The sequence below is a fragment of the Burkholderia sp. AW49-1 genome (assembly GCF_053427845.1).
In genome coordinates this window covers 1-24,289 of the sequence record NZ_JBSAXF010000002.1, presented here as the reverse complement: position 1 = coordinate 24,289, position 24,289 = coordinate 1, and the positions used below count along the sequence as shown (strand labels likewise).

Sequence of the window (24,289 nt, the reverse complement as noted above, 5' to 3'; positions counted from 1 at the left end):
TCTGATCGAATCCGGACCGTCCGAGCACTTGTGTGCGTCATTGCACCGCGATACCGCACATGGCGCACGTGGCGCACGTGGCGCATCATTCGACGATGCATCATGCCTTGGGCCACCGTTTTCATCGGATGCACCCTTTCCATTCGGTGAATCACATTTCGATTCACGGGTTTAAGATTCAAGCGATATCGCTTCTTTTGCTGCAATTCCACTCTTCGGTGTGCGAAAAAGCGTGCTCGCTTTCGTGTCGAACCGCCCGCATGTCAGATTCGTTTTTGCAAACCCTTATCGGGTATCGAAACCAAGGATCGGTGACCACGGGAAGTCCATACGGCGTACTGCCAACTCAACAAAGAGAGAATCGCGATGATCCATCCAACCGTTCATGACACGATCAGTTCCTCGGTCATTCATGCGCGGACCGTTCCGGCCCGCACCGATCAACTTGAATACTTCTTCGGTCTATACAAGGACATGCTCAGCCAGTACTTTCGTCGGACCATAGGCTGGGACGACGCCTTCAGACACGCAGCGTTTCGTCTGAGCTACCCGATTGATCGCTGCATGGCAATAGTCACCGAATCGGACACCCCCTGCGGCGTGCTGGTCACACAACCGCATGACGAAAACGCGATCGATATCGCACTGTTGCTCATCGACCCTGCATTTCAATGCCAAGGCATCGGCATGCAGGTTCTGCGGCACGTATGCGAAATGGCATCCGACAGCCACCTCGATGTGTGTCTTCAGACCTTCCGGTTAAATGAGCGGGCATCAGGATTCTATCTGCGGCACGGTTTCGAAATCATCGACCAAGACGATTACTACCTCTTCTTCCGCAAACGGTGCATCAACACCGTTACGTGACGGGCGATGTCAAACGGTAGTGAACCGCATCCTGTCCGTGCTCGAGACCCATATGCGATCACGCAATCGACCGACCCAGCTCGCCTCGGCTTGAGCTCGAGAGCAACTTGTTGGCGATCGCATCAGTCGCGCTGGTTTCGAGCACGTGGACAACTCTGCCGATCGGCAAGTGCGGAGCCGAGCTTTTCAGGCCGCGCCAGGTGGTCAGGCCATTCGCCGGACCGGTCGACTCCCGGACCGTGTCGGACGGCGATCAAATGTCAATTCGAATGAGTGAAGACAGGCAATCTCGTGCAAGTTGCTGATATATTTCGGTGCCACGTCGTTTGCGATCAATCTCATCTTGCGTCAGCTCACGCGCCACGTGCGCAGGCATGCCGATCACCAACACACCCTGCGGAAAGTGCTGCCCCGCGGGAATGAACGCGCATGCTCCGACGATTGATGTCGCCCCAATGACCGCTCGGTCCATCACGACTGCGTTCATCCCGATCATCACATCCCGTCCGATGTCCGCGCCGTGGACGATCGCACCATGACCGATGTGACTGTTCACGTCCAGCCGACAAATCTCTCCCGGGGCGACATGCAGAACACAACTGTCCTGGACATTGCTCCCCGCTCCAATTTCGATACGGCCAAAATCGCCGCGCAGGCTTGCGCACGGACCAATGTAGCAACCGGCGCCGATATGCACGTCCCCAATCAGTACGGCACGCTCGTGGACGAACGACGACTCATCAATTCGAGGGCGCTTTCCCTCCAATTCATAACATGCCATCGTCCCCTCCCGACAATCCGGAATGGTCTCGCGGTGCGGAGTCACGCATGCGAAAGACCTCGTTCGCCGCAAAGAGCGCGTTCAATGCAGCGGGCACACCTGCGTAGAATCCCAGCTGCATAAAAGCTTCGATTATTTGCGCGCGAGTACATCCAACATTCAGTGCGCCATGAAGATGCACTTTGAGCTGAGGCGCCGCAGTGCCAAGTGTGGCGAGCGCCGTGACGACCAGGAGCTCTCGCGTCTTCAGATCGAGCCCCGATCGCGAGTACATGTCGCCGAACGATTCCACCACGAATTTCGCAAAATCGGGCGCAATGTCTTCCGCGTTTGCGATCACACTCTCACCGACCGGCCCGTAAATTTCTCGCAATCTGCCTATTCCGTCGATATACCGCTCGCTCTTCATCGCATCCCCTCGATATTGACATAAAATTTCGACCGCCCGAGTCAAAAAACAGGCACTCACGATCCATTCAAAAAAATTCAATCCACTCATACAACAGCAACAACTTCGATCCATCAAAGTTCGATCTGAAAATCGAGCACCGATTTCTTGAATGCATCGGATATCAAGATCGGTCGCCGCCCCTTATAGTCGTACATAATGTGAGAAGAATTTCCTGTAGCGATGTGATGTCCTATTCCACCGACACTTTCCATGAGGTACTCGATATCGAAGCTTTTTGTCCCAAAGCGAGTAACACTGCTTCTAACAATGATCAAATCCCCGTATCGAGCCGGCTTGACATACTCACACGAACTCCTTCCCATAATTTGAGGAATTTTATCTTCCATCGGAATTTCCATGATTTTATGCATAAACGAAAGATACGCGTGCATCATATACTCATAGTACACCGAGGCAATAACGTGCCCCATCGAATCGGTGTCTCTATATCTCACTTCAATCGGCGTTTCGAAATACCTTTTTTCCATGACCAGCCTCCATGACAAACGTGAAAATCTATCTGTCGGCAACGACTCCGATTTTCAGGTGAGCGCAATTCGAGCATTTCCTGTCATCGGACATCCATATAGAACTCATCTTTCATCGAATCAGGTCCAGCCTTCGTCAGGTGGAATCGAGCAAGCGCCGGAGACCGGTATGGTAGTGACTCAGGCATATGGCGAATTGCTTCGACTGTGCTTCGAAGCTGCGCTGCATGCCTTCCGTAACCACGCAATCCCCACCATCGACCACACGCATGAGCAAATTCGTGCTTCGCACCCGGTAAGCCCTGCTTTTTCACTCCGCTAGGTGGATCGTCAAACTCAGCGTCAGCACGAGTCCACTCGCAATCTGTCAAGACTGCGCCCAAACAGGCTTGCCGGTTCATCCTCTGTCTGATTGACACACAGGAAGATGCTCGAAAGCGGCATTGCGTCGCCGGAGTAAACAATAGGAAGCAGAGTGCAAGAATTCAAGAGCATTTTCTCGTATCGCGCATGGCCCCGGAGAACTTGAAGAGAACTGAACGCTCGGGCCAATCGTGCGTCGCGACAATTTCACGGCTTCGCGAATAGTGACGGCACAGCCGCGGTGGATCGTCGTCGGTCGTCGCTGCGGGCCGCTTGCAGATCCGATACAGCCCGCGCCAACACAATCCCCTTTTGTGTTTTTCGTTGATCAGTCGACGTATGTCACAGACGCTGAGAAAGCGATTATCGATGAGTCGGTGAAAGATTCATGCAAGTGCCACGCCATTTCCGATCGGGTGTTTCTGTCATTGGCAGCACGCGTTTGACGGGCTGGATGCGCCCGATGCGTATCTGCTCAAGCGGGACCGCGAACTGTCGACGGGTCAATAGACCTGACGAGGAATAGGCGAACACCGTTGCGCGCGACATCCAGCCCCATCAAGCCATCTATCGACGCAACGATCGCGCGACCGTGCTCGAATCATTGAAACGACTCGGCGATATGCTCATGCAGAGGTTCCATTTCCCACAGTTTGATCAAGAGCTTTTGAATCGATTCGTCGCCGACGGTCTCCGCAATCGACTCCCCTTGAACGTATTCTGATCGCAGGATGAGTACGATCTTCGGGGCCCGGACCTTGACGCGCTGCAACAGGTCAAGTGTTCCCACGGTCGCCATGGAGACGGACTCTGCTATTGTCTTAGACAGTTGCCATCCTCTCGTGGAGGAAGTCAATGAAGGATCTGGATGTTGACGTGGGCCGGGCAACCGACGCCGATCTGAATGGAATAATGGCGCTTCAGGCGGAAAATCAGACCGAGCGCGGGGGATTGCTGGCTGCCGAACTGCCACCCTCCCGTGTTGTCGAGATGATGTTAAGCATGCCACTCATCGTCGCGCGTCGAGCCGGCCGCATAGTGGGCTTTCTGATGACGACTACACGAGAAATGAATTCAGATTTGCCTGTTGTTCAAGCAATGTTCGCTGCTTATTACGGGGCATCGGACGCGTACGTCTATGGCCCCATCTGTGTCGATGAGTCGGAGCGAGGTAAAGGGTTGGCGCAGGCCATGTTTGCTGAGCTGCGTCGACTGGAGCCGGGGCGCGAAGGTGTTCTTTTCATACGGCAAAACAACTCGGCATCGATTCGTGCTCACGAGCGAATGGGGATGCGCCAAGTGGCCGAATTTCGGCTGCAGGCTGACAATTTTCTCGTTTTCTCCTTTGTGGGATGAATCGCAAATTTACGCCACGCTGTCGGCTGATCGAGGCAGTCGAAAGACCGCTGCAATAGCTGTGATGGTCGATCAAATACGGAAGCGGCACGACCTGCGATATCAGCATGCCGCCCCTTTGGCAGCCCGCCTGGTGCGCACAACTATTCTCCTGCCGTGCACGCCACCATGTGCGTTGCCTTCATAGATCACATCCTCCTCTGCCCCTGCGAATCCCGCAACCAAAGCCCGCCATGTCGACCGTTCTGCGCGTTGATCGCGCTACCGCGGATCGCATGGGCGATCGTCACGCCAAGTTCCGGCGCGAAGCACGTGTTGGGGGAACAATCATCGCGACGAAGTCCTCGATGGTTGCCAGCCTCTGGCGCAACATCACCGGGCCCTGCCCCTGTAGTCATGCTCCGGCACGATAACCGACACTGCACACCGTGGACCGCACAGACTTCGCAAACGCATAAACCGAAGGGCGGGCGGAAACTGCCAACGGTCGCGGTAGGCAAGCGCGCCCAATACATTCGGGTACCAAGCAGCGTGCCACCCAGCGTATCGGATCAACATCGCACATATGACGCACTATCGTCCTGCTACGCCCCCTTCGGCAGACCGTGATAGACGTGCAGCCGCATCACATTTTTTACATCTATCGCATTCGATCGAGTCAATACTCCGAAAAACGGAATAATCGACATAACGCGCGCAGATTAAATTCACTGCATTTCCTGAGAGCATTGTTATTGCGGACGAGTACTTGACCACTGGCACACTCACATTATTTCATTTTGCTTTCCGTCAGAAATTGACGAATTCGATGGAAACAATAACAGCGAAACGGTGCACGGGACCCAAAACCCGGTACCGTATCAGACGTACCGAGCACGTTGGCACAAATTCAAAAAAAAACCGGTCACTGACGGGAGAAGCCGTGACCGGTAGCAGAGATGTTGTCCAATTCCAGGCACGGGAGAGGACGACACTGAGTCTAGGCGAAATTTGAGGATGGTCAAATAATATCGATTCTCGATATTGCGATTCCAACAATTTATCATCTCGGCATCGATCGCTAGGCTTACAACGACACCTATGGGCTCAGGCCGGCGACGACGCACTGGCATCCGTCGCACGGTGCATCGACAACAGCATCCGCCACCTGCGCGGACGGCGCTGCCCGACACTGTGGTGAGGAATTCGTCGTGCTTGTGCCGGATTCATCCATCGCGGACGCCGCAAGGATTGTCGAAACACGTCACCCCGCGGCTTCATATCGCGATCAACGCGACCGTCAAGGCGTTGTACAACGCAAAGGCCACCGAGTGCAACAAGCTTGCCCAATTCCTCACCCCGTGCTGACCTTGTCTGCGCCAAGTCAAGCGATGTACCCTCGACGCAGTAATTCTCCGGCCTGCGCGGCACTCACCGCTTTGCTGAAGTGAAAGCCCTGCGCCTTGGTCGCACGATTCGTTTGCGCCAGAAACAGACACTGCTGTTCCGTCTCCACGCCCTGCGCAATCACACCGATCCCAGCCTTGCTGGCAAGGTCGATGATGGAGCAGATCGTTTCGGCACTCTCGGCGTCACTGGTCGCGTTTGCGGTAATCGATCGAGAGATCTTGAGGTGATTCACGCCATAAGCGCTCACGTAGTCAAACGACGCGAATTCGCTGCCGAAATCGTCGATGGCGATCTTCACCCCAAGTTCACGCAGCGCCCGAAGCACGTCATTGTGAGTCCACGCGAGCCGGGTAAGCGTCGCCTCCGTCACATCGAACTCCAGGTCTGACGGCGCCAGCTGCCATTTCGCCATGGTTTCCCTAACGTCGCAGACAAATGTGCGGGAGCGATCGAGTTCGCATAGCGACAGATTGATCGCGATCATTAGCGGGGCCACCCCTTCGTCGCGCCACGCCCGCATTTGCCGACACGCCTCTTCCAGAACCCAGTGGCTCAGTGCTGCCATGGTGCCGAATCGCTCCGCAATCGGCATGAATACACTAGGTGGGATGAGACCACGCGCCGGATGATGCCAGCGCAGCAGGCCCTCCATACCGATGATGTTCCCGGAGGACAGTTCCACCTCGGGCTGGTACTGAAGCTCGAATTCGCCGCGACCTATTGCTCCTTCGAGATCGTCCGCCAGCGCCATCCGCTCGAACACACTCTGGTCCACTTCGTCGGAAGCGAAACAGATCCGATTGCCGCCACCATGCCGGGCGCGCCGAAGGGCGCAACCCGCTCCCGCGAGTAACGCATGCGCCGCCGTGCTCCCTCGACTGTAGGGGCATATGCCGACACTCGTCGTGATCCGCCCAACATTGCCACTCAAGCGATGAGCTGCCGCCACTGCTGCCTGGAACTTTGTGGCCATGCGCACGGCATCGATGGTCTCGCTCATTTCCACGTGCAGCACGGCGAGCTCATGATCACCCGCGCGCGCTATCAGATCGTCGCGGTTCAAGCAGGCCATCAAGTGTCTCGCGATCTCCTTCAGCAGCGCTTCATCGACCGCGCGACCCGGCCGGTCACGGGCCGATCGGAAGTAGTCAAGGCTCATACGAAGAACGGCAAACGGCATCGCGCCGCGTTCGGCAGAGGCAAACGCGTGACGCAGCCGGTAGCAGAACGTCGCCATGCTGGCCAGTCCGGTATGGGCATCGAGGCCGGTGAGTCGCGCAATTTCGTCTTCCGCGACCCGTTTCCCGGTCACGTCGCGAATGATCCCTTCAACCTCGACGAGTCGCCCGTTGCGGTCGCGTACCGGAATAAAGCGGTTCTCGACCAGACGACGCGTGCCGTCCCCCGCGTGCAGTCGGAACTCGACCGATGCACTCGGAACATCCGGTTCGAGCATGCGTGCGATGGCCGCGGCGATCTTACCCCGGTCGGCCGCATCGACCAAATCCGTGATCCAGTTCGGCGACTCCAGCAGGGCATCGCGGTCCAACCCAAACCGCACAACATCGTGCGACAGGTACATCAGCGGCAGTGCAGGCTCGCCTCGTAGCCGGTACAGGACGACGGGACTGTTTTCCGCGAGGATGTTCGCTTCATCAACCGCCAACGCACCTGACTCGACAGCGCTCGAACGAGTACCGATGCCGGCCACATCTGTCCAGGTTATGTCTGCGTGCGTGCCAAGACCTTGCGCACTTGCCGCGGTCATCGGCGGGTGCCTGTAACGTTGTATGCCTCTCCTAGCGGGCCAGTGTTGCACCGTGTATGCGGAAATCATGATCCCCCCAATTTGGATAGGTCTGCCATCAAGGCATCGACGGTGGGCTATCTCCAGGTTGAGTACTACGAACGATGGCAACTCCACTCCACCGAACGCATAAGGGTCAGAATTGACTTCAAACGACGGAACACCGCACTCGTGTGGATGCCACCAATTCCGGACGTGTCGCCCACGACAGCAGGTGCATCATGCGATGCATCGCGTGGCGATTCCGCAAGCCGTGCTGTCTCCGGCAAATAATCAGCAGTATAGTTTTCCTCATCGGTCTAACAACCACTCCCCAAAATCCGATCATGCGGTGGGTTTTGCCATGGCCCGGGCAATGGCGCGAACTCGACCGGTAGCCAGCCTACTTGTTTAGACCCCAATCGAACTGGTGCGGCGTGATGCAATTGCCGGTTGGATCCCTCACTAGCAAACATTGATGTAGGTGCGAGGAGGTCCGTATCGCCAAAATAGCGGCCGCCCGGCGTGCAGGCACATATCCGGCCTGCGCCCCATGCCGTCACGCTGGATGCTCACGAAGCAGTCGGTCGTCCCGCACGCCACGCTTATCGAGCGATCGGACGAAGATTCTTTAAAAATCGAGAATCGCGTCGCCGCCAATTCTTGGCCATCGCACAGTGCAACTGGTAGTTTTATAAGACTGTCACGCCATTCCTTTTACTCAATATATTCAGCTTCCAATTCATTCTAGTTTCCAATCAATATCAATATTTCAAATTAAAACATCAATCAGAAAAACTCATCTCAACCCCAATATCTAGGATTGATTTTTCCGAAATTTCCATTGAAAAAGGCAGTCGGTCGATCTATCGTAGGATGAAAAGTCGGATGGCATTCCGGCCGACATGTAGACCAACCGATTTGCGCAGCGGGGGCGCTTCAGCCATGACAGGGATCGAACGACACCCACGTTGTGCTGTCGTCGGTGGCGGCATTTCGGGTATCGCAGCCGCACATTTCCTGCGGCTGCGCAATATCGATGTCGAGATCATCGAGAAGGACGCCTCACTCGGCGGCCGGGTCGGTGCAGCGCAGCTCGGCTGGCGCACGATCGACCTCGGTGGCAAGAACATTGGCCATCGCTATGCTTTGTTCCGTGCCTTCGCAGCATCGCTCGGAGCGTATGGTTATGAGCCATTCGGCATCAACTCCTCGCGCGTGCGCAATGGCAAAATCGTCACACTCGATAGCACTCGCCGTTGGCGCTCCACTTTCAACTTTCTACGTGACTGCCCAAAAACCGATATCGCGCGATTTGCTTACCTCAGCGCGCACGTTCTCGCGAATGAGCGAAATCGCTATCTCGGCTCGCCGTTCTTCAATTCTCTCGCGCGTCGTTACGACGATTCGCCCCTCGCTCGCGCGTTCAGTTCCAACTTTTGCAATGCCATGTTGCGTCCGATGTCGGTACGGATGAACGGCGCAGAACCCGACGAAGTGTACACAGGCAATATCGGCACCAACCTGGGCATGTGGTTCGATAGCTACGATCAGTTGCGAGACGGAATGGCGCGCTTGCTTGAGGATTTCGGTCGAACGGTACCCGCGCTGTTCTCATTGTTCGTAGACGCCCTGATCGTGCGCGACGGCCGGGTCGCGGGTGTTCGCGTGATGGATGCCAATGGCGAAACGCACACACGCGACTACGACGAGGTCGTGCTGGCAATGCCAGCCACTGCCTCGGCGCGCCTCATTCGTGACGCCTTGCCCAAAACCGTTGCTGCGCTGGATCAAATCCGCTATTTCCCCGTGCTGGTTCTCATCGCCGAGTACAAACGCGACATCTTCTCCCCTGCGGTCCGTGCGTTGACATTCGGGCCCGACGAACCGCTGAGCAATGCGGGCGCGTACGGCATCGACACGCGCAACATCGTCCGCTATACGTTTAGCGGTCGCGCGGCCCGTGTGCTAATTGAACGCGGCCTGCCGAACGAGGCGCTGCTCGAGATTGCTGAAAGCATTCTCGGTCGATACATCGCCGTGAAGGGTCATGAGCGGCAAGCGTTCGTCGCCCGTACCTTCGATCCCGGATTGTGCGCCTACGCACCGCACCAGCAACGCGTACTGGAAGCGGTTGAAGCCGTCCCGCGCACAATCGGAGGTCTTCACCTCACCGGGGACTATGTGCGTGGTGCATCAATCGAAGCGTGCATGCGCGCAGCGCGCGAAACCGTTTCGCGCATTGAAGCAAAAGCCTACCCCGCACGCAATATTGCGTCGCCGGGCGGAGATCCTCTGGAAGACGCAGTCTCTCGCTGACGAACAGAAGTCACGTCTTCATTGACCATCCGTATACGAGGTAATGATGAGCATCGTTGACAGATCGCTCGAATGGACGAGCGAATTCGACGCGGATAACCGCGAGCGCATTCACCGCAAGCTCGTGCACAAGTCCGAGTTGATACATGTATTCGTGGAACGGATCGAGACCTTGCCGCAAACAACGGACGGACTCGATCGCTTTCTTGCACCGCTCGTCATCGACATCCGCCATCCGTTCTTCTTCGAGCACCCGCTCGATCACGTTCCGGGACTCATGTTGATCGAGGGCACCCGCCAGGTCGGCACCGCAATCTCGCATTTGTTCTATGACGTTTCATTTGATCTCACCTTCATACTGAATTGCCTCGAAGTGCGATTTACCAATTTCGCGGAGCTCACCAACCCTGTTTCAATTCAGATGACGATTGTCGAAAAAGCGTTTCGCCGCCAACATCTGAACGGTCTGACGTGCCAAAGCCAATGGATGCAGAACGGCAGATCGCTGGGTACCATGGACGCGAAATGGAGCTTCTCGTCACCGGCCGTGCTGATGCGCTTGCGTCATGGCTCGGCTCCGTTCGCGACGGATACCGATGTCTCGCCGGACACTCCTCTCGTGGCTTCCCTGCTTCCCGACATGCAGATTGCACCGAGACCGGATCATGTCGCGACCATCAAACCGTGAACGAATCACGCAATCGAGCTGCTCGAGTGATTCGATTGGTTTGGAACATCAAGCGCACCACCGAAAGGAAGACCTCATGTTCGCCCCGTCGCCACATCTATTGCGCCACCCCGCAGACCGAGCCCCACTGGCACTCGTGTTTGCAACGAGCGCCGCTCAATGGATCTGCTATTGGCAAGTGCACGCGATCGGCTCCATGATTGTTTGCGCCCTTCTTCTTCTTCTGCCAGAGATTGCTGTCTCGACGGTCGTGCACAATCAGTCGCATCTCGGCATGTTCAGAAATCGGGCACTGAACCGCCTCGTCGAACTGATGATGTTCCTACAGACGGGAATGTATACGACGAAGTTTGCACTCCACCATAATTGCGGACACCACTTGCACTACCGCAATCCGAAGCGCGATCCATCAACCTGGGTAAAATCAGACGGGACGGCGATGTCGCGGCCGGCGTACATCGCTCACTATTTCCTCACATACAACTACCACGTCATCCGGATCGGTTTGTCGCACCCACACCTGCTCATGCAATGCACACTGCAGGTGCTCTTGAGTTATCTTGTCCTGGCCGTTGTCGTCAGTGCGAAACCGATTGCCGCGGTGATTTTTTTCATCTCGCCGACCCTGCTGGTCTGGTTGAACTTCATTCACCTGACCTATGACGATCACATCGACCTCTATTCGAACGACGCGTACGCTGCCTCTCATACGAAAACAAGCCGGTGGTTGAATCTGATCTTTTTCAACAATGGCTACCACCTTGCTCATCATCTACGTCCTGGACTGCATTGGGCAAAACTTCCGGAATTCCATCAGCAGATCGCGGATCGCATCACGGCACCGCGATCGAACACGCCGCTCAATCGCCTGTTCCGGTAGCAATGTAGCGACGCTGGCTCGTCACTTCCGATGACAACAGGGATTGCGCGGAACGCTTCTGGCAGCATATATCGAGGACATCATGAAGACGCTGACTGCGGAGATCGGCGCTGAGCATTGCGGAAGCGACGACGAGGACGCACGCTTGACCGACAATCCCAGTCGCGGCGCGCCGGAGCGTGCCATCGTCATCGGTGCTGGAATCGCGGGCTTGCTTGCCGCGCGAGTGCTCGCCGATCACTTCGGCGCCGTTCACATCATCGAACGTGATGAACTGCCGGATGAGCCAGCGAGTCGCAAAGGCGTGCCGCAAGCACGTTACGTCCATCAACTTTTGATGCGAGGCCGGCTCATTCTCGAGCAGCTCTTTCCCGGCATCGAGAACGAGCTGATCGCCCTGGGTGCGGTGCCACTGGACTGGCATGCAGATGTGCGCTGGTTCGGGCCTGCAGGCTGGATGGCACATGGCGAAAGCGGTTTCGTCACCTGGTCGACAAGCCGCGATCTACTCGAGTTCGTCATCCGTCGCCGAGTGTTGGCATCCAGTCGCGTCACCGTGCAAACGTCGTGCGATGTCATTGGCCTTGTGCCCGGTATTGGGCCTGGCACAATCGGCGGCATACTCGTCCGCTCACGCACGCCACAACCTTTGACTCGCGAGATCGCGGCAGCACTCGTCGTGGATGCCAGCGGGCGATCGTCGCATATGCCGATCTGGCTTCGCGCACTCGGATATGAGGCACCACGCGAAACGGTCGTCAATGCATTTGTCGGCTACGCGAGCCGCATCTATCAAATACCGCGCGAGCATGCGGCCACAAGCTGGAAGGCATTGGTCGTTCACGGCCACCCGCCTGCCTGTGTCCGCAGTGGCACGATCTTTCCTATCGAAGGCATGCGCTGGATCGTCACGTTGACGGGCGCCGCGTGCGACTACCCGCCCGCGGACGAGAGCGGCTTTCTCGCATTCGCACACAGCCTGCGCATACCTGCGCTCCACGACGCGATCGTGAACGCAGAACCGCTCGGCCCCGTGCATTGCTATCGGCGCATGGAAAGCCGACTGCGCCACTACGAGCGCGTCGCGCTCTGGCCCGACGGAGTCGTGGTCGTCGGTGATGCCGTATGTGGCTTCAACCCCGTCTACGGGCAAGGCATGACGATTTCTGCAATCGATGCACAACTGCTCGATGCCCATTTGAAAGCAGCAGCAACCGGCAAGCACGTGATCGGACAAGCGTTTCAACGCGAGGCGGTCGCCGCGCGTCGCGCCGCATGGACGCTGTCGACGGGTGTGGACTATCGATATGAAAAGACAATGGGGCCCAGTCGCGCCTGGTACACGCGCGTCACGCAACGCTATACGGACCACGTGATCGGACTTGCCGCCGAACGCGCAGACATCTATCAACGGCTGCTCCAGGTCATGCACATGGTCACCCCACCAACATCGTTGCTGACCCCTGGCATTGCGGCACGCGTCGCACTCCGATCCGTCCTTGATTCCACAAAAGACAACGAAACCATGCCGCCACGCTGACCCGGCACGCCATCGACGAAGTTTAACTGGCGTCCAATTTAGGTCCGGCATGCATCACGATTCATACCTGTCTGATGGCCAAGCGACGTGTGCTCGTCAACAATAGGCCTGCCGGTGGAGTAACGTTCGATGGTGCTTCGAATAGCGAAGTCCGCTTGGCGGCGGCTCCTTCGGGAGCGGTCGATTTTTAACGTCGTGCATGCGAGTGTGAATGCCTTGTGGCGGTCGGTGGGCGCGACCGCATTTTCTAGAACCGTTTCGGTTGTGCAACCTGGGATACACGCTGCCATATGCGAGCACAGGGCATTCACTCGCGCATCACACGACGCCAGCCATGGGCGAAGTCGCCCAGCCTGGATGACACCGGTGACCAACCTTGACACTGCGTTCGAAACCGGCCCGTCGACTCAACCAGCTCGCAGGGACTGGCCGCTATCTTCCACTCGCGCCGCGCGTGTGCTCGGCCCGCACGAACTACCCAATGGCGTATTTTCGGCAGTTGCACCCGTACCGGATGCTGGACCTGTTCCAGATCAGGCGCTCGCAGCTCGGCAACCTAAATGCGCCGCTCGGCACGACGTTCCTCACCCGTTGTTTGCCCAGCATCCGGTTTGCCGACTGACGGCCACCGCGACGGCTGAACAGTTCCTCGCTCGCCGGTGCCGGCACGCTCCGTTTCGGGTACCCGAAGTGCACCGCCAAAAGCGAAGCGGCCGGCGGGCTTCTGCGGCTGAGGCATGACCACGGACCTCACGATCTGGGTGTCCGCGATCAAGTGCGCGAAAACGATCGGGCCGCCGAGCGAGCGCGGCCGTTTCTTCCGCTTCCTCGACGGTGATCGCGGGTCGATGAAGGCATCGCTCGCGACCGCGTCGATCACGTTGTTCGCGTGCTGGTCGACACGCACGGCGTATCGCACGGCAGAGCGATCCGGCCGGCGCTCGTCGGGTACTCGGTGGACTGCATTGTGCTGAACGTATTGCTGCTGCTCGCCAAGGATGTGGACGCGTCGGCGACCGATGATGCAATAACGGCGGATTAAGACCATCTCGGCCGCAACCGGGTAACGCCGACGCGCAATAGCGGTCGGTGGATGTGCACGGTGATCGTGTTCTGCGGTTACCACCTATCGTCGGCAGCTGAAGGAACGGCTCCGGTGAAGCCAGATGTCTGAACCAAACCCCGGATCTGGCCCGGAGCGCGCCCGCGTTCGTGATTCGAGAAATTCACAGCAATCCATTCGAGGCCCGCGCCGCCGCTCGGAAATTCACGTGGCCTCATTGGAATGTGTCCAGCCGCCTACGGGACCGGCGCTCGACGCTTGCCCCGTCCCGGCTCCCGTCATTCGTTCACGTTTTCGCAACTCGTCGGACCATCTCCCCAGCTCTTTCCTCCGCCGTTCTTGCACTGCCGCTTGGTATATTGCTCGGGCGGCTGACCTTTCGGCAGCTTGCCATCGGCAGGGCAATTGTGATGGTAATAGCAGAACGATTTCTCGGCGGCACTGGCTTCTCCACTGAAAACGAAACAGACCATCAAGATCAGAAACAAAATCCCGATAAAAGTACGCATGTCTGTGCTCCAGAAGCAAAACGCGATTGTTCACCAGGCAACGATGCTCGGAAATCGCAGGATATGGCAGATGGTGGGACTTGATTCCGATGCTCCCGACGACTTGCGAAGCCCAACGACCTCGCCGCGCCACCGTTACCCGTCCTCCTGTTCACACCGCTCCAGGTGAATGAACACCTGAAAAACGCCTGAACCTGACAAACTGGTGCGCGCGACACCAAACGCCACCTCGTCGTCGATGCGCAAGACACCTCGCTTGCCGTCACGCTGATCTGCCCGGATTGCGACAACGTCACACAACTCGAGATACGTTCGATGCAACGTCGGTCATCCCGACAAGTGCAATTGTCTCTTGCACAAAGCGAACGTTCTCCGAGGCGATCCAGGCTACCGTCGAAGCCTTAGCGAAATCTCGTCATGGAGTGCGATATCACGCCGACGTCGGCCACGATCAGTTTGATTCGGCAAGGAGATAGGCGCCGTTTCAGCGCCCATCTCTCGCATGGCGGGTGAGCGTCGGCTACCTAGTTATCGTACTCGAGCAGCAGGCCGGATCGCACGGGTTGCGCGGCAATGATGCGTTCCACCACACTGCGCTCGGCGGCAACTTGTTGGCCGTATTCGACCTTGAGCTTGATCGTATTGCCGTCCATGTACGCCGTGACGGTCGCGAGATTCTGCCCGCTCGGATAGGTCAACTGCTGGGGGCCAACGACGACATTGCTCGAGATCACTTCCCCGAGGACGAGCGCATTGAACAATCCAATCCAGTAGGTCGGCGTCACCTGAAACTGAGCCGATGCGCCGCTGACCACACCTTTCTTGAACACGGCGCCCTGGCCACTCATGCCGATACCTAGATTCGCGAGGTTGTCCGACACGTTGTTGATGAGAATGGAGTCGGGTGGCGGCGAACCGGTTCCCGGCACCAGTTGCTGGACGTTATCCTTGAACACACAATTCCAAGACGATCCCAGTTCCGCACGTAATGTCTGACTGGCTTTGTAGACCCCGATGCCGCCGACCTGTCGATAATTGGCGATGGCGACATTGTAGAAAACATCCCACTTCACGCCACTGCTCCCGCTTTGCGGAACAGTCGTTTGCTGCCACGACACGCTCTCCAGTCCGATGGAATTCGGTAAGGTCTGATATACCCCCATAGTCCATGTCTGCTGGGTGTCATTATTGAAGTCAACGTAATAGGCAGTCATTTCTCGGCCTCCATGATGGAAGTTTGATTTGCCGTCTTTCCACACCCTACTTTACTGAACCTAGCTTTTCAGCATAAAACCCTCCTCAGTTTACGATTGATCGATTCTGGATCCATGGGCAAAAAAAATACAGAATCCCTGGGGCAAGGGGACGTTATTTGACCCAATCAAGCTGCGGCCCATCATGAGAGAGTTGCCATCCTGCCCGGACTCTCACCCAATTCACCATAACCATTCCATAGGAATAAAAATCCAAAACGAAAGGAATTTCGCTCATGCACCCCATTCAACGTACGCCCTCACCTCGTCACTCGGGCATCCGTCAAATCATCTTAGGTAATTTCCTTAAATCAGATACAGAAAACATCCTATCGTTTACCCCATACGGCAATTCGATCATTGATAAATCACACTCAAATTGCCGCGCTCGATATTTTTGTTTGAACGGAAAATTCCATTTTTATCGATACTGCGCTTTGCCATTTCGATTTCAGATCCGCAGCCGAGGCGGTATTGCTCTCGCTTACCCTGTACGTGCGGTTCGGTCCGAGCCGGCTCCCGTCGGTCGCGCACTCGGCACTGATTGTCAGTCTGGTCTCGCGCGCGCCCCCGCATAGGCGGCCGTGTGGCCTGCCTGTATGGTGTTGCTGAAGGAAATGGTTCTCCGAAAGGGTTCTCCAAACCCAATCGGGGACGGCGTTTGCGTCCCGTCGGGTGTCAGCCGGTGGTTATCCACGATGGTTCCCGCCTCGAAGAAAGCGGGAAGCTGGCGCGCACGAACAACGGCCGCACGTGTGAGCGATCCTGACCGATCGAAACCGGTCACAGGTGTTTCACGTCATTGGCCGGGCGGGAGATCATCGGCAAACTGGTTCGTATAGCCTAGCGTGCCAACGCCACCAATCGAATTGCACGTCGACGACGCGGCGCCGGGCGCACAATCGACGTCCCGATCGAGCGACCAGAAGTGAACGCCAGCAAGCCCGTTCTGCTTCACAAACACGGCAACGGTCCGTGCGTCAGCCGGCGTGAAAGTCTCACCGACCACATCGTTGCCACCGATCATCGGCGTCAATTCAATCTGACTGTACGGTACGCCCCAGTGATCGTGCAGGTTCATGGCCGCCTGTATTGCCGATTGCCCCATTTGGCAGGCTCCGTGCGCGACAACGCAGTTGCCCGCCCCGGCCGAGCCATAGTCCATCGTCATCAAGTTGATGGTGTAGTTCTTCAGTCCCGACTGCTGGATCGCCTGCATGACCCAGTCACCATAAACGTTGAAACTGTCCGGCGCACTTGCTCCCCAGGAAACGGCCGTGGATGCTCCCGCCTGGGAAGGTGCGAGCGTGGCCAGGGTGAAACTGAATCGAAGTGTCGGATAATTGCGCAGGGCCACCACCACACGTTGCACGAGATCGTTGATCATCTGCTGGGTCTGCCCGCCCTCGATGTCGAAATCGATCCCGATGAGCTTGCTCGATGCGTAACGATTGATGAACGTGGCCATTCCCGAATCGGATCCGCAGGTAAATGTCCCCGCGGCACCACCCGTGGAGATCACGTAATTCGTATTCGCGGCGACAAACCGTTGGACATTGGCAGCGGCCAAGGCGGCACCGTCGACGCCTGCCCAGTTCTCGCTGCCGCATTCACCGGTCGCAAAAGCGAGTGACAGTGCACGGACCTGAGTGGGCAACACCGATAGAACAGGCCTCAACTGACCTGTAATCGCCGATGAAATGACGTTCGTGTTCCAATCCATCGAGGTCGTCGCATCCTTGTATGGGCTGAAAATGAATGGCGGCGCCGTACCGATACCCGAACCACCTCCACCGCCGCCACCGTTTCCACCGCCATTTCCACCGCCACTCCCCGTTCCGGTACACGAACCGATCGCGGTCCATGGCTGACCACTGTCGATCGCGCCGCTGTTCGACGCGGGATTCTGGCCCTGGGTCCACCAGTTGGCTTGATAATTGATTGCGCCGACGGACGCGAGGTTGCCGCGCGTATAGATCTGACTGGCTTTCCATGCTGCCTGACATTCGTTCGACGATGAAGCCGAAGGCGAAAGCGGTGTGGCTATAGCCTCACCGGTGTCGAATGATAGTCGTACCAACAAAGCGATCGATGCAACGGCCACGGCCGATCGCAGCACATCACCATATCGATGTTTCATCATTTCCTTGCCCTCTTTGTAGTGGCGGGTCGATATCGAACACTGAACATTGGTACGCCAGGCAAATACGCATCACGCAGCCTGACGCCACATTCGTCACGGAACGGACATGTCATTTTTCAGCCGATGAACGAATTCAGTCGCAATCAGGAAGGCGTGGATGACAAACGCCCCCCGGGCGACCGAAGTGGGTCGCCCGTTCTCACTTTCGGCGCAGCACTGCCTTGCGCACTAGCGCGTTAGCGACATGATCAGATCCGCCTTGGGGCTGCCCCACCCGGTGACCAGATCGTAGCCCTTGACCGCCGAGTAGCTACCTGCGGTTCCGGTCGCAATATCGTGAAAGTTGGCCGTATAGGCTGGGGTCAATGCCCCATTGATCTCGTTCTGCGCGTAGATCACCGGATTGAAGTAACCAACGGGCGCTTGCCCCGCGGCTGCGGCCTGCTGATTGGCCAGTGCAGCAAAGCCGGCCCACATCGGTGCGGCAAAACTGGTGCCGCCAAACTCGTTGGCGGTGCAATCAGTCTGATTCGCGCACACATAAAAAGTGAAATCGGCGTTGGCGGAGACGTCCGGCCCGTTGCGATACGTCCTGGAGCCGTTGTTGCGAGCATTGATCACGCCGCTGATCTTTTGCCAGGATGGAATCGCGACATGAGCAGGCGAGACGCCGCCACCGCTGTCGCTCCAGGCTGTCTCCGATACCCAGGCGCCGCCCGCCGAACCGGTCATCAGCGCTGTCCCGCCAACGGATATCACATATGCGCTGTCCGCAGGCCATGCCTCGTTGGAGGCCGACCATGTCGCATTGTCTCCGGAGGCCGCAAAGAACGATTGCCCTTGGGCGGCCATCTTCTTGAAGTACGGATCCAGCGTGGACGGATCGGCCGGCGTCCATCCCCACGAGCAACCAATCGTCATTGGCAACGGCCGGTGCGTCGTCATTGCGCTGAGGAGGGCCGTATCGGTGGAGCCAACAAACATCGTCAGGCTTGCAAGCCCGGGCGCCATACCGAGAGCCTGAGTCATGTCGAGCGTCTGTTCGCTATCGTCGCACGTGCTCGGATCGCAGGCTGTGCTGGTGCCATCGGTCGAGATCAGCTCGATTGGGACCCGATTGGTCTGGCCGACGTTATTGAAATAGGTATCGAGGTCGGCCAACTCGGTTCCCGCATACTCAAGCAACCCCAGGTTCTGTCCGGCGCCCGTCAGGCTCGCGCCGCCATAGTAAGCCGCTCGCATGTCGCTTCCCAGGAACGACGCTGACGGCCCCGACCCGGTCGTGGCACGGTTGGCGACCGTCCCGGGGGCGATGGCGTGCGTATTCGCACCGCCCCCCTTCTTGACGAACAGCGGATGTGGGATCGAATAGTTGTCCAGCCCGGAGATGTGCCAAAGCGGGACGACCATCGACGTTGTCGGCTCGCGGTCGGGACCGAAAAACAATCGGTCCTCTGTCGGATGACGATAATATTGCAGCCGCAGGTTGAAGGCACCTTCGACAGCTGACGCAGGCCCTTTCACTTGCACATCCATGCCATCAAGGCTGCCGCCTGTCACGGTCAGACCATGTTTGACCAGATACTGCACGACCGACTCGTAGTCCGCTTGTGACGGCCCGAATCGTGCACTGAACTCGGCGGGCGTCACGTAGTGACGGAAATTCGGACTGGCCGGGCTGGTCACGTCTGCGACGAGCGCGTCGAGCCCCTTCCGGTCCCGCAACGGCAGCACCACATCGAGCACCATCGGTCGATCGGCGAGAACGTTCATCACCGGTGCGCCCCCAGCGACGCCGCTGCCAGCGCGGACATGGTGGGTAAGCACCTCCGCTGTATGGCCTGCCGCGGCCACCCCAAGCGTGAGTAACGGGACCAAGAAAAGCAAACATGCCCGTGCAGAGCCTCCAACTGCACTATCGAAATGCTGATCTTCGCCATGCCGGATTTGATGCATGATAGGTTCCTCCTTTCAATGGATAAGTCCCACCACCGTCACGCCACATGAAATCCAAGGCCAACTTCTTCAATACGCATCGACATTTCAATCCGATGCAGACTCAATACCGTCAACAATCCCCACCAGCCATTCTGAAAAAAACTCCCTCTCGAATACAGTCAACACAATCGACGCACATCTACTCGCCACCCCGAATCGGTTCGGTATATCGCGCCCATTGGCATGAAAAGGCGTCACTCTGCATGGATGTGATACAGCATTTGCCAGGGCAAGCACAATCCCCAGCAGGTCGTCGCATCAGGCCCACCAAGGGCAATGTCGATATGACTCAAAGAATTACCACTTCAATTCATTTCTTGAAACAAAAATCCAAAAAGTGCAATAGATAAATTCATTGCACTCAGACATCCATTCAGGCCATGGACATATAACATTTCTGCGATTCAAGCGAGGCAATTCCCATGCATGATCCGATCACTTACAACCGAATCGATCAATCGAATCGTGGAGCAAAGCATAGAATGCAAACGACGAACGTCAAGTGAAATATGAACTAGCAATGCGCCACGGCATCATGATCGGCTGACTCGCGCGTTACCGTTTCAATTGACAGAGCGGATACGGCTGTGTATTGCACACGGCGTCAGAAGATCAGAAGGGCTTGTGAACTGCCTGGAATCTCGAGCGGCATGACGATTCAAGGTGGTACAAACATGTCAGCGCGGGCTTGGCATGGCCGACGGTAGCTTGCCGTGGGTGAGCTGGATACGGATGAACGATGCGATCAACTGCCAAGGATACACCGATGAGCCGCTTCCAGCGTCCCCCGATGCGGCCGCGATAGTGGCATGCGGTTGATCACCGACACGACCGATTCGATCGGTCGTCAACAGTCGGCCCGTGCGGCTCCTCTCGGCCGTCGGTATTTGCGGTGTCGCCCCCATCTCGCCATTGGCTCTGCGTGCAACGCCATTAACCTTCGAATGAATATTCAACGCTGATTGCCCGATCATCAAGCCAACCGAAATAATCAAAAACAAATACAACGCCGCGCTGAATTTACAAAATATATATCAAAATCAAAAACTACCATTCTAGATTTTCGATAAATTAATTCGATTGGCCTCCGACAATCCCAATCCATAGCCTGTGTTGTGCGCCGCAATACCACGCGTTCGCAGTTTCGGGATGGCGGAGGCGCAGCAATCGTTATTTAGCTTGTGTATTCGTGATCGTTTTTATCGGTCCCGGTCATCGCCGATTTCACCGAGCATCAGAATTGGAAATCCAGAAAAGAAAACATGTCACTCCGGACGTGACTGCGGCCGTCCAACAGCATTACTCACTCGTTATCTAAGGAAAGTCATGAAAAAGATCGCAACCGTGCTTTTTTCAGCGTTGATGCTTGCCTCTTCGTGCGTTTCCGCACAGGCGCTTTGCAAGGCTGGCAAGATCGACAAGCTCGAGACCGATACCACTGGCAATCTGCTAGTCACCATCGCCGATGGCGTCTATTCATTCAGCGCCAAGGAAGTCTATTCCATCATTTACTCGGCCTACTCTGAGAATAGGAATATGTTTATTTACGGCAATAACTGCGCAAATGGTTCACCGGCAGCTCGGTTCGCCGTTCGATAGATATCCTTGAGTGATCTGTTAATCGCAGATACGTGGCGCGTGGAGCCGGATTGGCGTATCCAATCCAGCTCCATTGCTTGGGCCAACGCAGATACACACTGACATGACGTGCAAGCGCTCGTCGGCGCAGCGATTCCTTCGATCCAATTCGGCCAACTCGCGGGTCGGCGCCCAGGAACGGAAAACGCACCATCTTGGCGGATCGTCAGCGTGACGGCATCGAAACCCGATGGGTCGATGTTGGGTGTCTCGGACACAGACCGAAGCGCTCGCGACTTGCCGCCCGATCACTGTCCGACGCCGCCCGTCCCGGTGATGAAGTAGGCGCCGCCTGCCGTGACGAGCCACGCGTTCATCGCGTTGGCGGCATCCAGGGCGGGCAGACCCAATGCCTGCGAAGGCAAGTTCTGCAGGCGCCAGCTACCGCCGCTATCGTCGGTACGGAAAATCTGGCCGGATTCGCTCACAACCCAACCAATCGACGGTGTAACGAACTTGACCGCTAGCAGTGCTTCGCTGGTCGGTGCGCTCACCGCCGTCCAGGTCGACCCGCTGTCGGTCGTCTTGTAAATCTGGCTTGCGCCTCGACCAACGGCAAACCCTGTCGAGAAACCGCCGAACGAGATGCCCTTCAACGCCGTCCCGCTGGCCCGGAAAGCCAGATTCCAGCTTTGGCCACCATCACTCGTTCGCAGGATCGATCCGTTATCGCTGACGGCAAAGGCATCATTGACGTCAATGGCGTCGATCGCATTGAGTGCGGGGTTGCTCGTATTGCTGTGCTGCAGCGCCCACGATTGACCGCCGTCGGCCGTGCCCCAGATATTTTCGCTCGGGCCAACGGCCCAGCCGTGCCGCTGATCGGCGAACTTGATGGCGACCAGCGTCGACGGCGATCCGGTTGCCACGGCCTGCCACGTTGCCCCACCATCGGACGACGACAAGACGTTGCGCTGTCCGTCCAGTGCCCAGACATGATTGCTGTCCACCGCCGAGATACTCCGGATCGCGTTGCCCGATGCAATCTGTATCGTCCACGTCAGCCCGCCATCCGTCGAATGAATCAGCGCACCGCTCTCGCCGCCGATCCATCCGGACCGCGCGTCGCCAAACGAAACTGTATTGAGCGATGTCGGCCCGATCGGCAGGCCTGGAGCAATACACCAACCCGTCCCGGCCGAATTACCCGCGCACGGCAAGTCGACCATTTCGTCCTTGCCGACGACTTCCAGCGTCATGGACGCACTGGAGGATCCCGATACGGGATTGGACACGGTGAGTCTGACAGTGTATTGCCCTGCCGCCGCGTATGTATGCGACGGGGAAACATCGCCGCTCGTCGCCCCATCACCAAACTCCCAGGCGTACGTGACAGCGCCGCCTCCCGGATTCTCGAAGCTTACAGTGAAGTCGGCCGAATCTCCCAGCGGAACTTCCAGCGGCCCGTGAATCACGACACCGTGAGGCGGCTGCAAAGGCAGAACCTCGATGTTCGCTGTTGCCGTTTCAGTACGGCCAAGACTGTCCGTGACAGTCAGCGTGACCACTCTGGGACCCGCTGCAGCATAGGTGTGTACGACATTCTGCCCGGTCGCACCGCTCGAACCATCGCCGAAATCCCACGTGTAGGACGTCACGCTACCATTCGATGGCGGTTGCGCATCGCCCAAAAACGTGATTGCACTCTGCGCCCGAATCTCGTCGGGCGCAACGATCGTCGGCAAAAGCGGCGGAACAGGCGGATTAACCGGTCCGGCCACGATCGTGACTGTGGTCGTGCTGGCCGAACTCAAACCGGCAGGATTGGTCGCCGTCACCGACACCAGGTAACGTCCCACTGCACCGTACGCGTGTTGAGTATGGGCTCCCGTTTCGCCTTGTCCATCACCGAAACTCCATGCATATGTCAGCGGCCCACCTTTGTTGTTGGTCGAGATCGCGAGGAACGACAATGCACTGCCAGGAACCGGAGAAGCACCACTAAGCGTCACAATCGACGGGGGTGAAGGCGGGGCAGGCAGTGCCGAAACCGTGACGGTGGTCGTGGACGTGGCAACCACTCCATGGACGTCAACCACTGTCAACGTAGCCTCAAACGTGCCGGCCGATGCGTAGGTGTGGGATACCTGCGGACCGGCCGCGCTCGCACCATCGCCGAACTGCCAGCCGTACCGGATGCCCGTGCCGGTGCCTACGCCGTGAAAACTCACCGGGACGGCCACCGTCGGCTCGTGTGGATCGACTGACACGATCTGGGCCGTCGGAAGATCGGGAACGGGCGCGACGCCTACCGCATCGCGCGATACATGGTGGTCACCGCATGCTGCGAGCATGGCTATCACCACAAGCAGCATACCCCGGCACCACGTCGTCGACGTCAAAATCGCCGCCTGTCGCCAATCGCTCACACCCATGATCGATATCCGCTGAAAATGACCAGCGAAACCGTCTCCCGGCTGCCGCGTACCGACGTCCGATAATTCGGTTGACTACGGGTCAACAACACCCGCGACGAACAACGGTCGACTCGAATGGCACCTCGCTCCCAAATGCGCGGCGCGTCTGCATTCAGTCCGGCACTCGATAATTACGAAAAACAATCAATTTTCTTTCTTTACACCAACAAAACGATTGCCTGAAGGTCCCCTTCGAGCCGCGCTAAGATAAACACATTCCGACTTGATCGGCTTCAAAGTTATAAGACACGTTAGTAAATTATTCAAATGAGGCCGCAGCGCGCCCCGCCGCCGATGGCCGTCAAACCGGGAAATCCCGCCGACGTCGCGCACCAGATGCCAGTAGCCGTATCGAAAAAG

The 24,289-nt window shown here is 57.3% G+C and carries 22 protein-coding genes and 1 pseudogene; 11 read left to right on the top strand and 12 right to left on the bottom strand.

Annotation, left to right across the window (positions count from 1 at the left end):
* Nucleotides 1–366: 366 nt before the first annotated feature.
* Entirely contained in the window at nucleotides 367–867 is a 501-nt protein-coding gene (locus tag ACV22W_RS04945) for a GNAT family N-acetyltransferase (RefSeq protein ID WP_448018144.1), read from the top strand.
* Nucleotides 868–1,120: 253 nt separating this feature from the next.
* Here ACV22W_RS04945 and ACV22W_RS04940 read toward each other — a convergent pair whose 3' ends face one another.
* The 3 genes from ACV22W_RS04940 to ACV22W_RS04930 form a co-directional block, all read right to left on the bottom strand.
* Nucleotides 1,121–1,648 carry an acyltransferase gene (locus ACV22W_RS04940; RefSeq protein WP_448018143.1) on the bottom strand — a complete coding sequence of 176 codons (528 nt, stop codon included), beginning with the start codon at nucleotides 1,646–1,648 and terminating at the stop codon, nucleotides 1,121–1,123.
* Nucleotides 1,635–2,057, bottom strand: coding sequence for a carboxymuconolactone decarboxylase family protein (locus tag ACV22W_RS04935; protein WP_448018426.1), 423 nt, complete (start codon nucleotides 2,055–2,057; stop codon nucleotides 1,635–1,637). Before ACV22W_RS04935 ends, ACV22W_RS04940 begins: the two co-directional genes overlap by 14 nt.
* 113 nt (nucleotides 2,058–2,170) lie before the next feature.
* Nucleotides 2,171–2,587: an acyl-CoA thioesterase gene (locus ACV22W_RS04930; RefSeq protein WP_448018142.1), complete on the bottom strand. Its 417-nt coding sequence runs from the start codon at nucleotides 2,585–2,587 to the stop codon at nucleotides 2,171–2,173.
* On the opposite strand from ACV22W_RS04930, the gene ACV22W_RS04925 reads away from it, so the two are divergent.
* On the top strand, nucleotides 2,586–2,909 hold the full coding sequence (locus tag ACV22W_RS04925) for a hypothetical protein (RefSeq protein ID WP_448018141.1): 324 nt from the start codon (nucleotides 2,586–2,588) through the stop codon (nucleotides 2,907–2,909). The genes ACV22W_RS04930 and ACV22W_RS04925 overlap by 2 nt on opposite strands.
* A gap of 642 nt (nucleotides 2,910–3,551) precedes the next feature.
* Here ACV22W_RS04925 and ACV22W_RS04920 read toward each other — a convergent pair.
* A complete protein-coding gene (locus ACV22W_RS04920) occupies nucleotides 3,552–3,749 on the bottom strand; it encodes a hypothetical protein (protein ID WP_448018140.1) in 198 nt (65 codons plus the stop codon).
* A 56-nt stretch (nucleotides 3,750–3,805) separates the two neighbouring features.
* Here ACV22W_RS04920 and ACV22W_RS04915 point away from each other — a divergent pair, with 56 nt between their 5' ends.
* Together ACV22W_RS04915 and ACV22W_RS04910 are read left to right on the top strand one after the other, a co-directional pair.
* Nucleotides 3,806–4,306, top strand: coding sequence for an N-acetyltransferase family protein (locus ACV22W_RS04915; RefSeq protein ID WP_448018139.1), 501 nt, complete (start codon nucleotides 3,806–3,808; stop codon nucleotides 4,304–4,306).
* A 1,064-nt stretch (nucleotides 4,307–5,370) separates the two neighbouring features.
* Nucleotides 5,371–5,544 (top strand): annotated as a pseudogene (locus tag ACV22W_RS04910) (diguanylate cyclase); the annotation flags it as partial.
* A 125-nt stretch (nucleotides 5,545–5,669) separates the two neighbouring features.
* Here the strand turns inward: ACV22W_RS04910 and ACV22W_RS04905 are convergent.
* Nucleotides 5,670–7,463, bottom strand: coding sequence for a putative bifunctional diguanylate cyclase/phosphodiesterase (locus tag ACV22W_RS04905; RefSeq protein ID WP_448018138.1), 1,794 nt, complete (start codon nucleotides 7,461–7,463; stop codon nucleotides 5,670–5,672).
* Between the two features lie 963 nt (nucleotides 7,464–8,426).
* Here ACV22W_RS04905 and ACV22W_RS04900 point away from each other — a divergent pair.
* The 6 genes from ACV22W_RS04900 (at nucleotide 8,427) to ACV22W_RS04875 (ending at nucleotide 13,950) form a co-directional block, all read left to right on the top strand.
* A complete protein-coding gene (locus tag ACV22W_RS04900) occupies nucleotides 8,427–9,800 on the top strand; it encodes a protoporphyrinogen/coproporphyrinogen oxidase (RefSeq protein ID WP_448018137.1) in 1,374 nt (457 codons plus the stop codon).
* A 46-nt stretch (nucleotides 9,801–9,846) separates the two neighbouring features.
* Entirely contained in the window at nucleotides 9,847–10,488 is a 642-nt protein-coding gene (locus ACV22W_RS04895) for an AfsA-related hotdog domain-containing protein (protein WP_448018136.1), read from the top strand.
* Between the two features lie 76 nt (nucleotides 10,489–10,564).
* Nucleotides 10,565–11,368 (top strand): fatty acid desaturase family protein, encoded by an 804-nt coding sequence (locus tag ACV22W_RS04890; RefSeq protein WP_448018135.1) that lies wholly within the window; start codon nucleotides 10,565–10,567, stop codon nucleotides 11,366–11,368.
* A gap of 82 nt (nucleotides 11,369–11,450) precedes the next feature.
* Nucleotides 11,451–12,908, top strand: a complete 1,458-nt coding sequence (locus tag ACV22W_RS04885) for an FAD-dependent oxidoreductase (protein WP_448018134.1) — start codon at nucleotides 11,451–11,453, stop codon at nucleotides 12,906–12,908.
* Between the two features lie 481 nt (nucleotides 12,909–13,389).
* Nucleotides 13,390–13,530 (top strand): hypothetical protein, encoded by a 141-nt coding sequence (locus ACV22W_RS04880; RefSeq protein ID WP_448018133.1) that lies wholly within the window; start codon nucleotides 13,390–13,392, stop codon nucleotides 13,528–13,530.
* 267 nt (nucleotides 13,531–13,797) lie between these two features.
* A complete protein-coding gene (locus ACV22W_RS04875) occupies nucleotides 13,798–13,950 on the top strand; it encodes a hypothetical protein (RefSeq protein ID WP_448018132.1) in 153 nt (50 codons plus the stop codon).
* Nucleotides 13,951–14,249: 299 nt separating this feature from the next.
* Here the strand turns inward: ACV22W_RS04875 and ACV22W_RS04870 are convergent, their stop codons facing one another.
* The 5 genes from ACV22W_RS04870 to ACV22W_RS04850 all read right to left on the bottom strand — a co-directional run bounded on the left by ACV22W_RS04870 (nucleotide 14,250) and on the right by ACV22W_RS04850 (nucleotide 20,875).
* Nucleotides 14,250–14,480, bottom strand: a complete 231-nt coding sequence (locus tag ACV22W_RS04870; RefSeq protein WP_448018131.1) for a hypothetical protein — start codon at nucleotides 14,478–14,480, stop codon at nucleotides 14,250–14,252.
* Between the two features lie 524 nt (nucleotides 14,481–15,004).
* Entirely contained in the window at nucleotides 15,005–15,694 is a 690-nt protein-coding gene (locus tag ACV22W_RS04865; RefSeq protein WP_448018130.1) for a hypothetical protein, read from the bottom strand.
* Nucleotides 15,695–16,532: 838 nt separating this feature from the next.
* A complete protein-coding gene (locus ACV22W_RS04860; protein WP_448018129.1) occupies nucleotides 16,533–17,876 on the bottom strand; it encodes a glycosyl hydrolase in 1,344 nt (447 codons plus the stop codon).
* 228 nt (nucleotides 17,877–18,104) lie between these two features.
* A complete protein-coding gene (locus ACV22W_RS04855; RefSeq protein ID WP_448018128.1) occupies nucleotides 18,105–19,649 on the bottom strand; it encodes a S53 family peptidase in 1,545 nt (514 codons plus the stop codon).
* Nucleotides 19,650–20,551: 902 nt separating this feature from the next.
* Nucleotides 20,552–20,875: a hypothetical protein gene (locus ACV22W_RS04850; protein ID WP_448018127.1), complete on the bottom strand. Its 324-nt coding sequence runs from the start codon at nucleotides 20,873–20,875 to the stop codon at nucleotides 20,552–20,554.
* A 325-nt stretch (nucleotides 20,876–21,200) separates the two neighbouring features.
* Between ACV22W_RS04850 and ACV22W_RS04845 the strand changes: the two genes are divergently transcribed.
* Nucleotides 21,201–21,473, top strand: coding sequence for a hypothetical protein (locus ACV22W_RS04845; protein WP_448018126.1), 273 nt, complete (start codon nucleotides 21,201–21,203; stop codon nucleotides 21,471–21,473).
* 287 nt (nucleotides 21,474–21,760) lie between these two features.
* Here the strand turns inward: ACV22W_RS04845 and ACV22W_RS04840 are convergent, their stop codons facing one another.
* Together ACV22W_RS04840 and ACV22W_RS04835 are read right to left on the bottom strand one after the other, a co-directional pair.
* Nucleotides 21,761–23,887, bottom strand: coding sequence for a PKD domain-containing protein (locus ACV22W_RS04840; RefSeq protein WP_448018125.1), 2,127 nt, complete (start codon nucleotides 23,885–23,887; stop codon nucleotides 21,761–21,763).
* 186 nt (nucleotides 23,888–24,073) lie between these two features.
* The coding region (locus ACV22W_RS04835) for a hypothetical protein (RefSeq protein WP_448018124.1) at nucleotides 24,074–24,289 on the bottom strand (216 nt) is incomplete at its 5' end.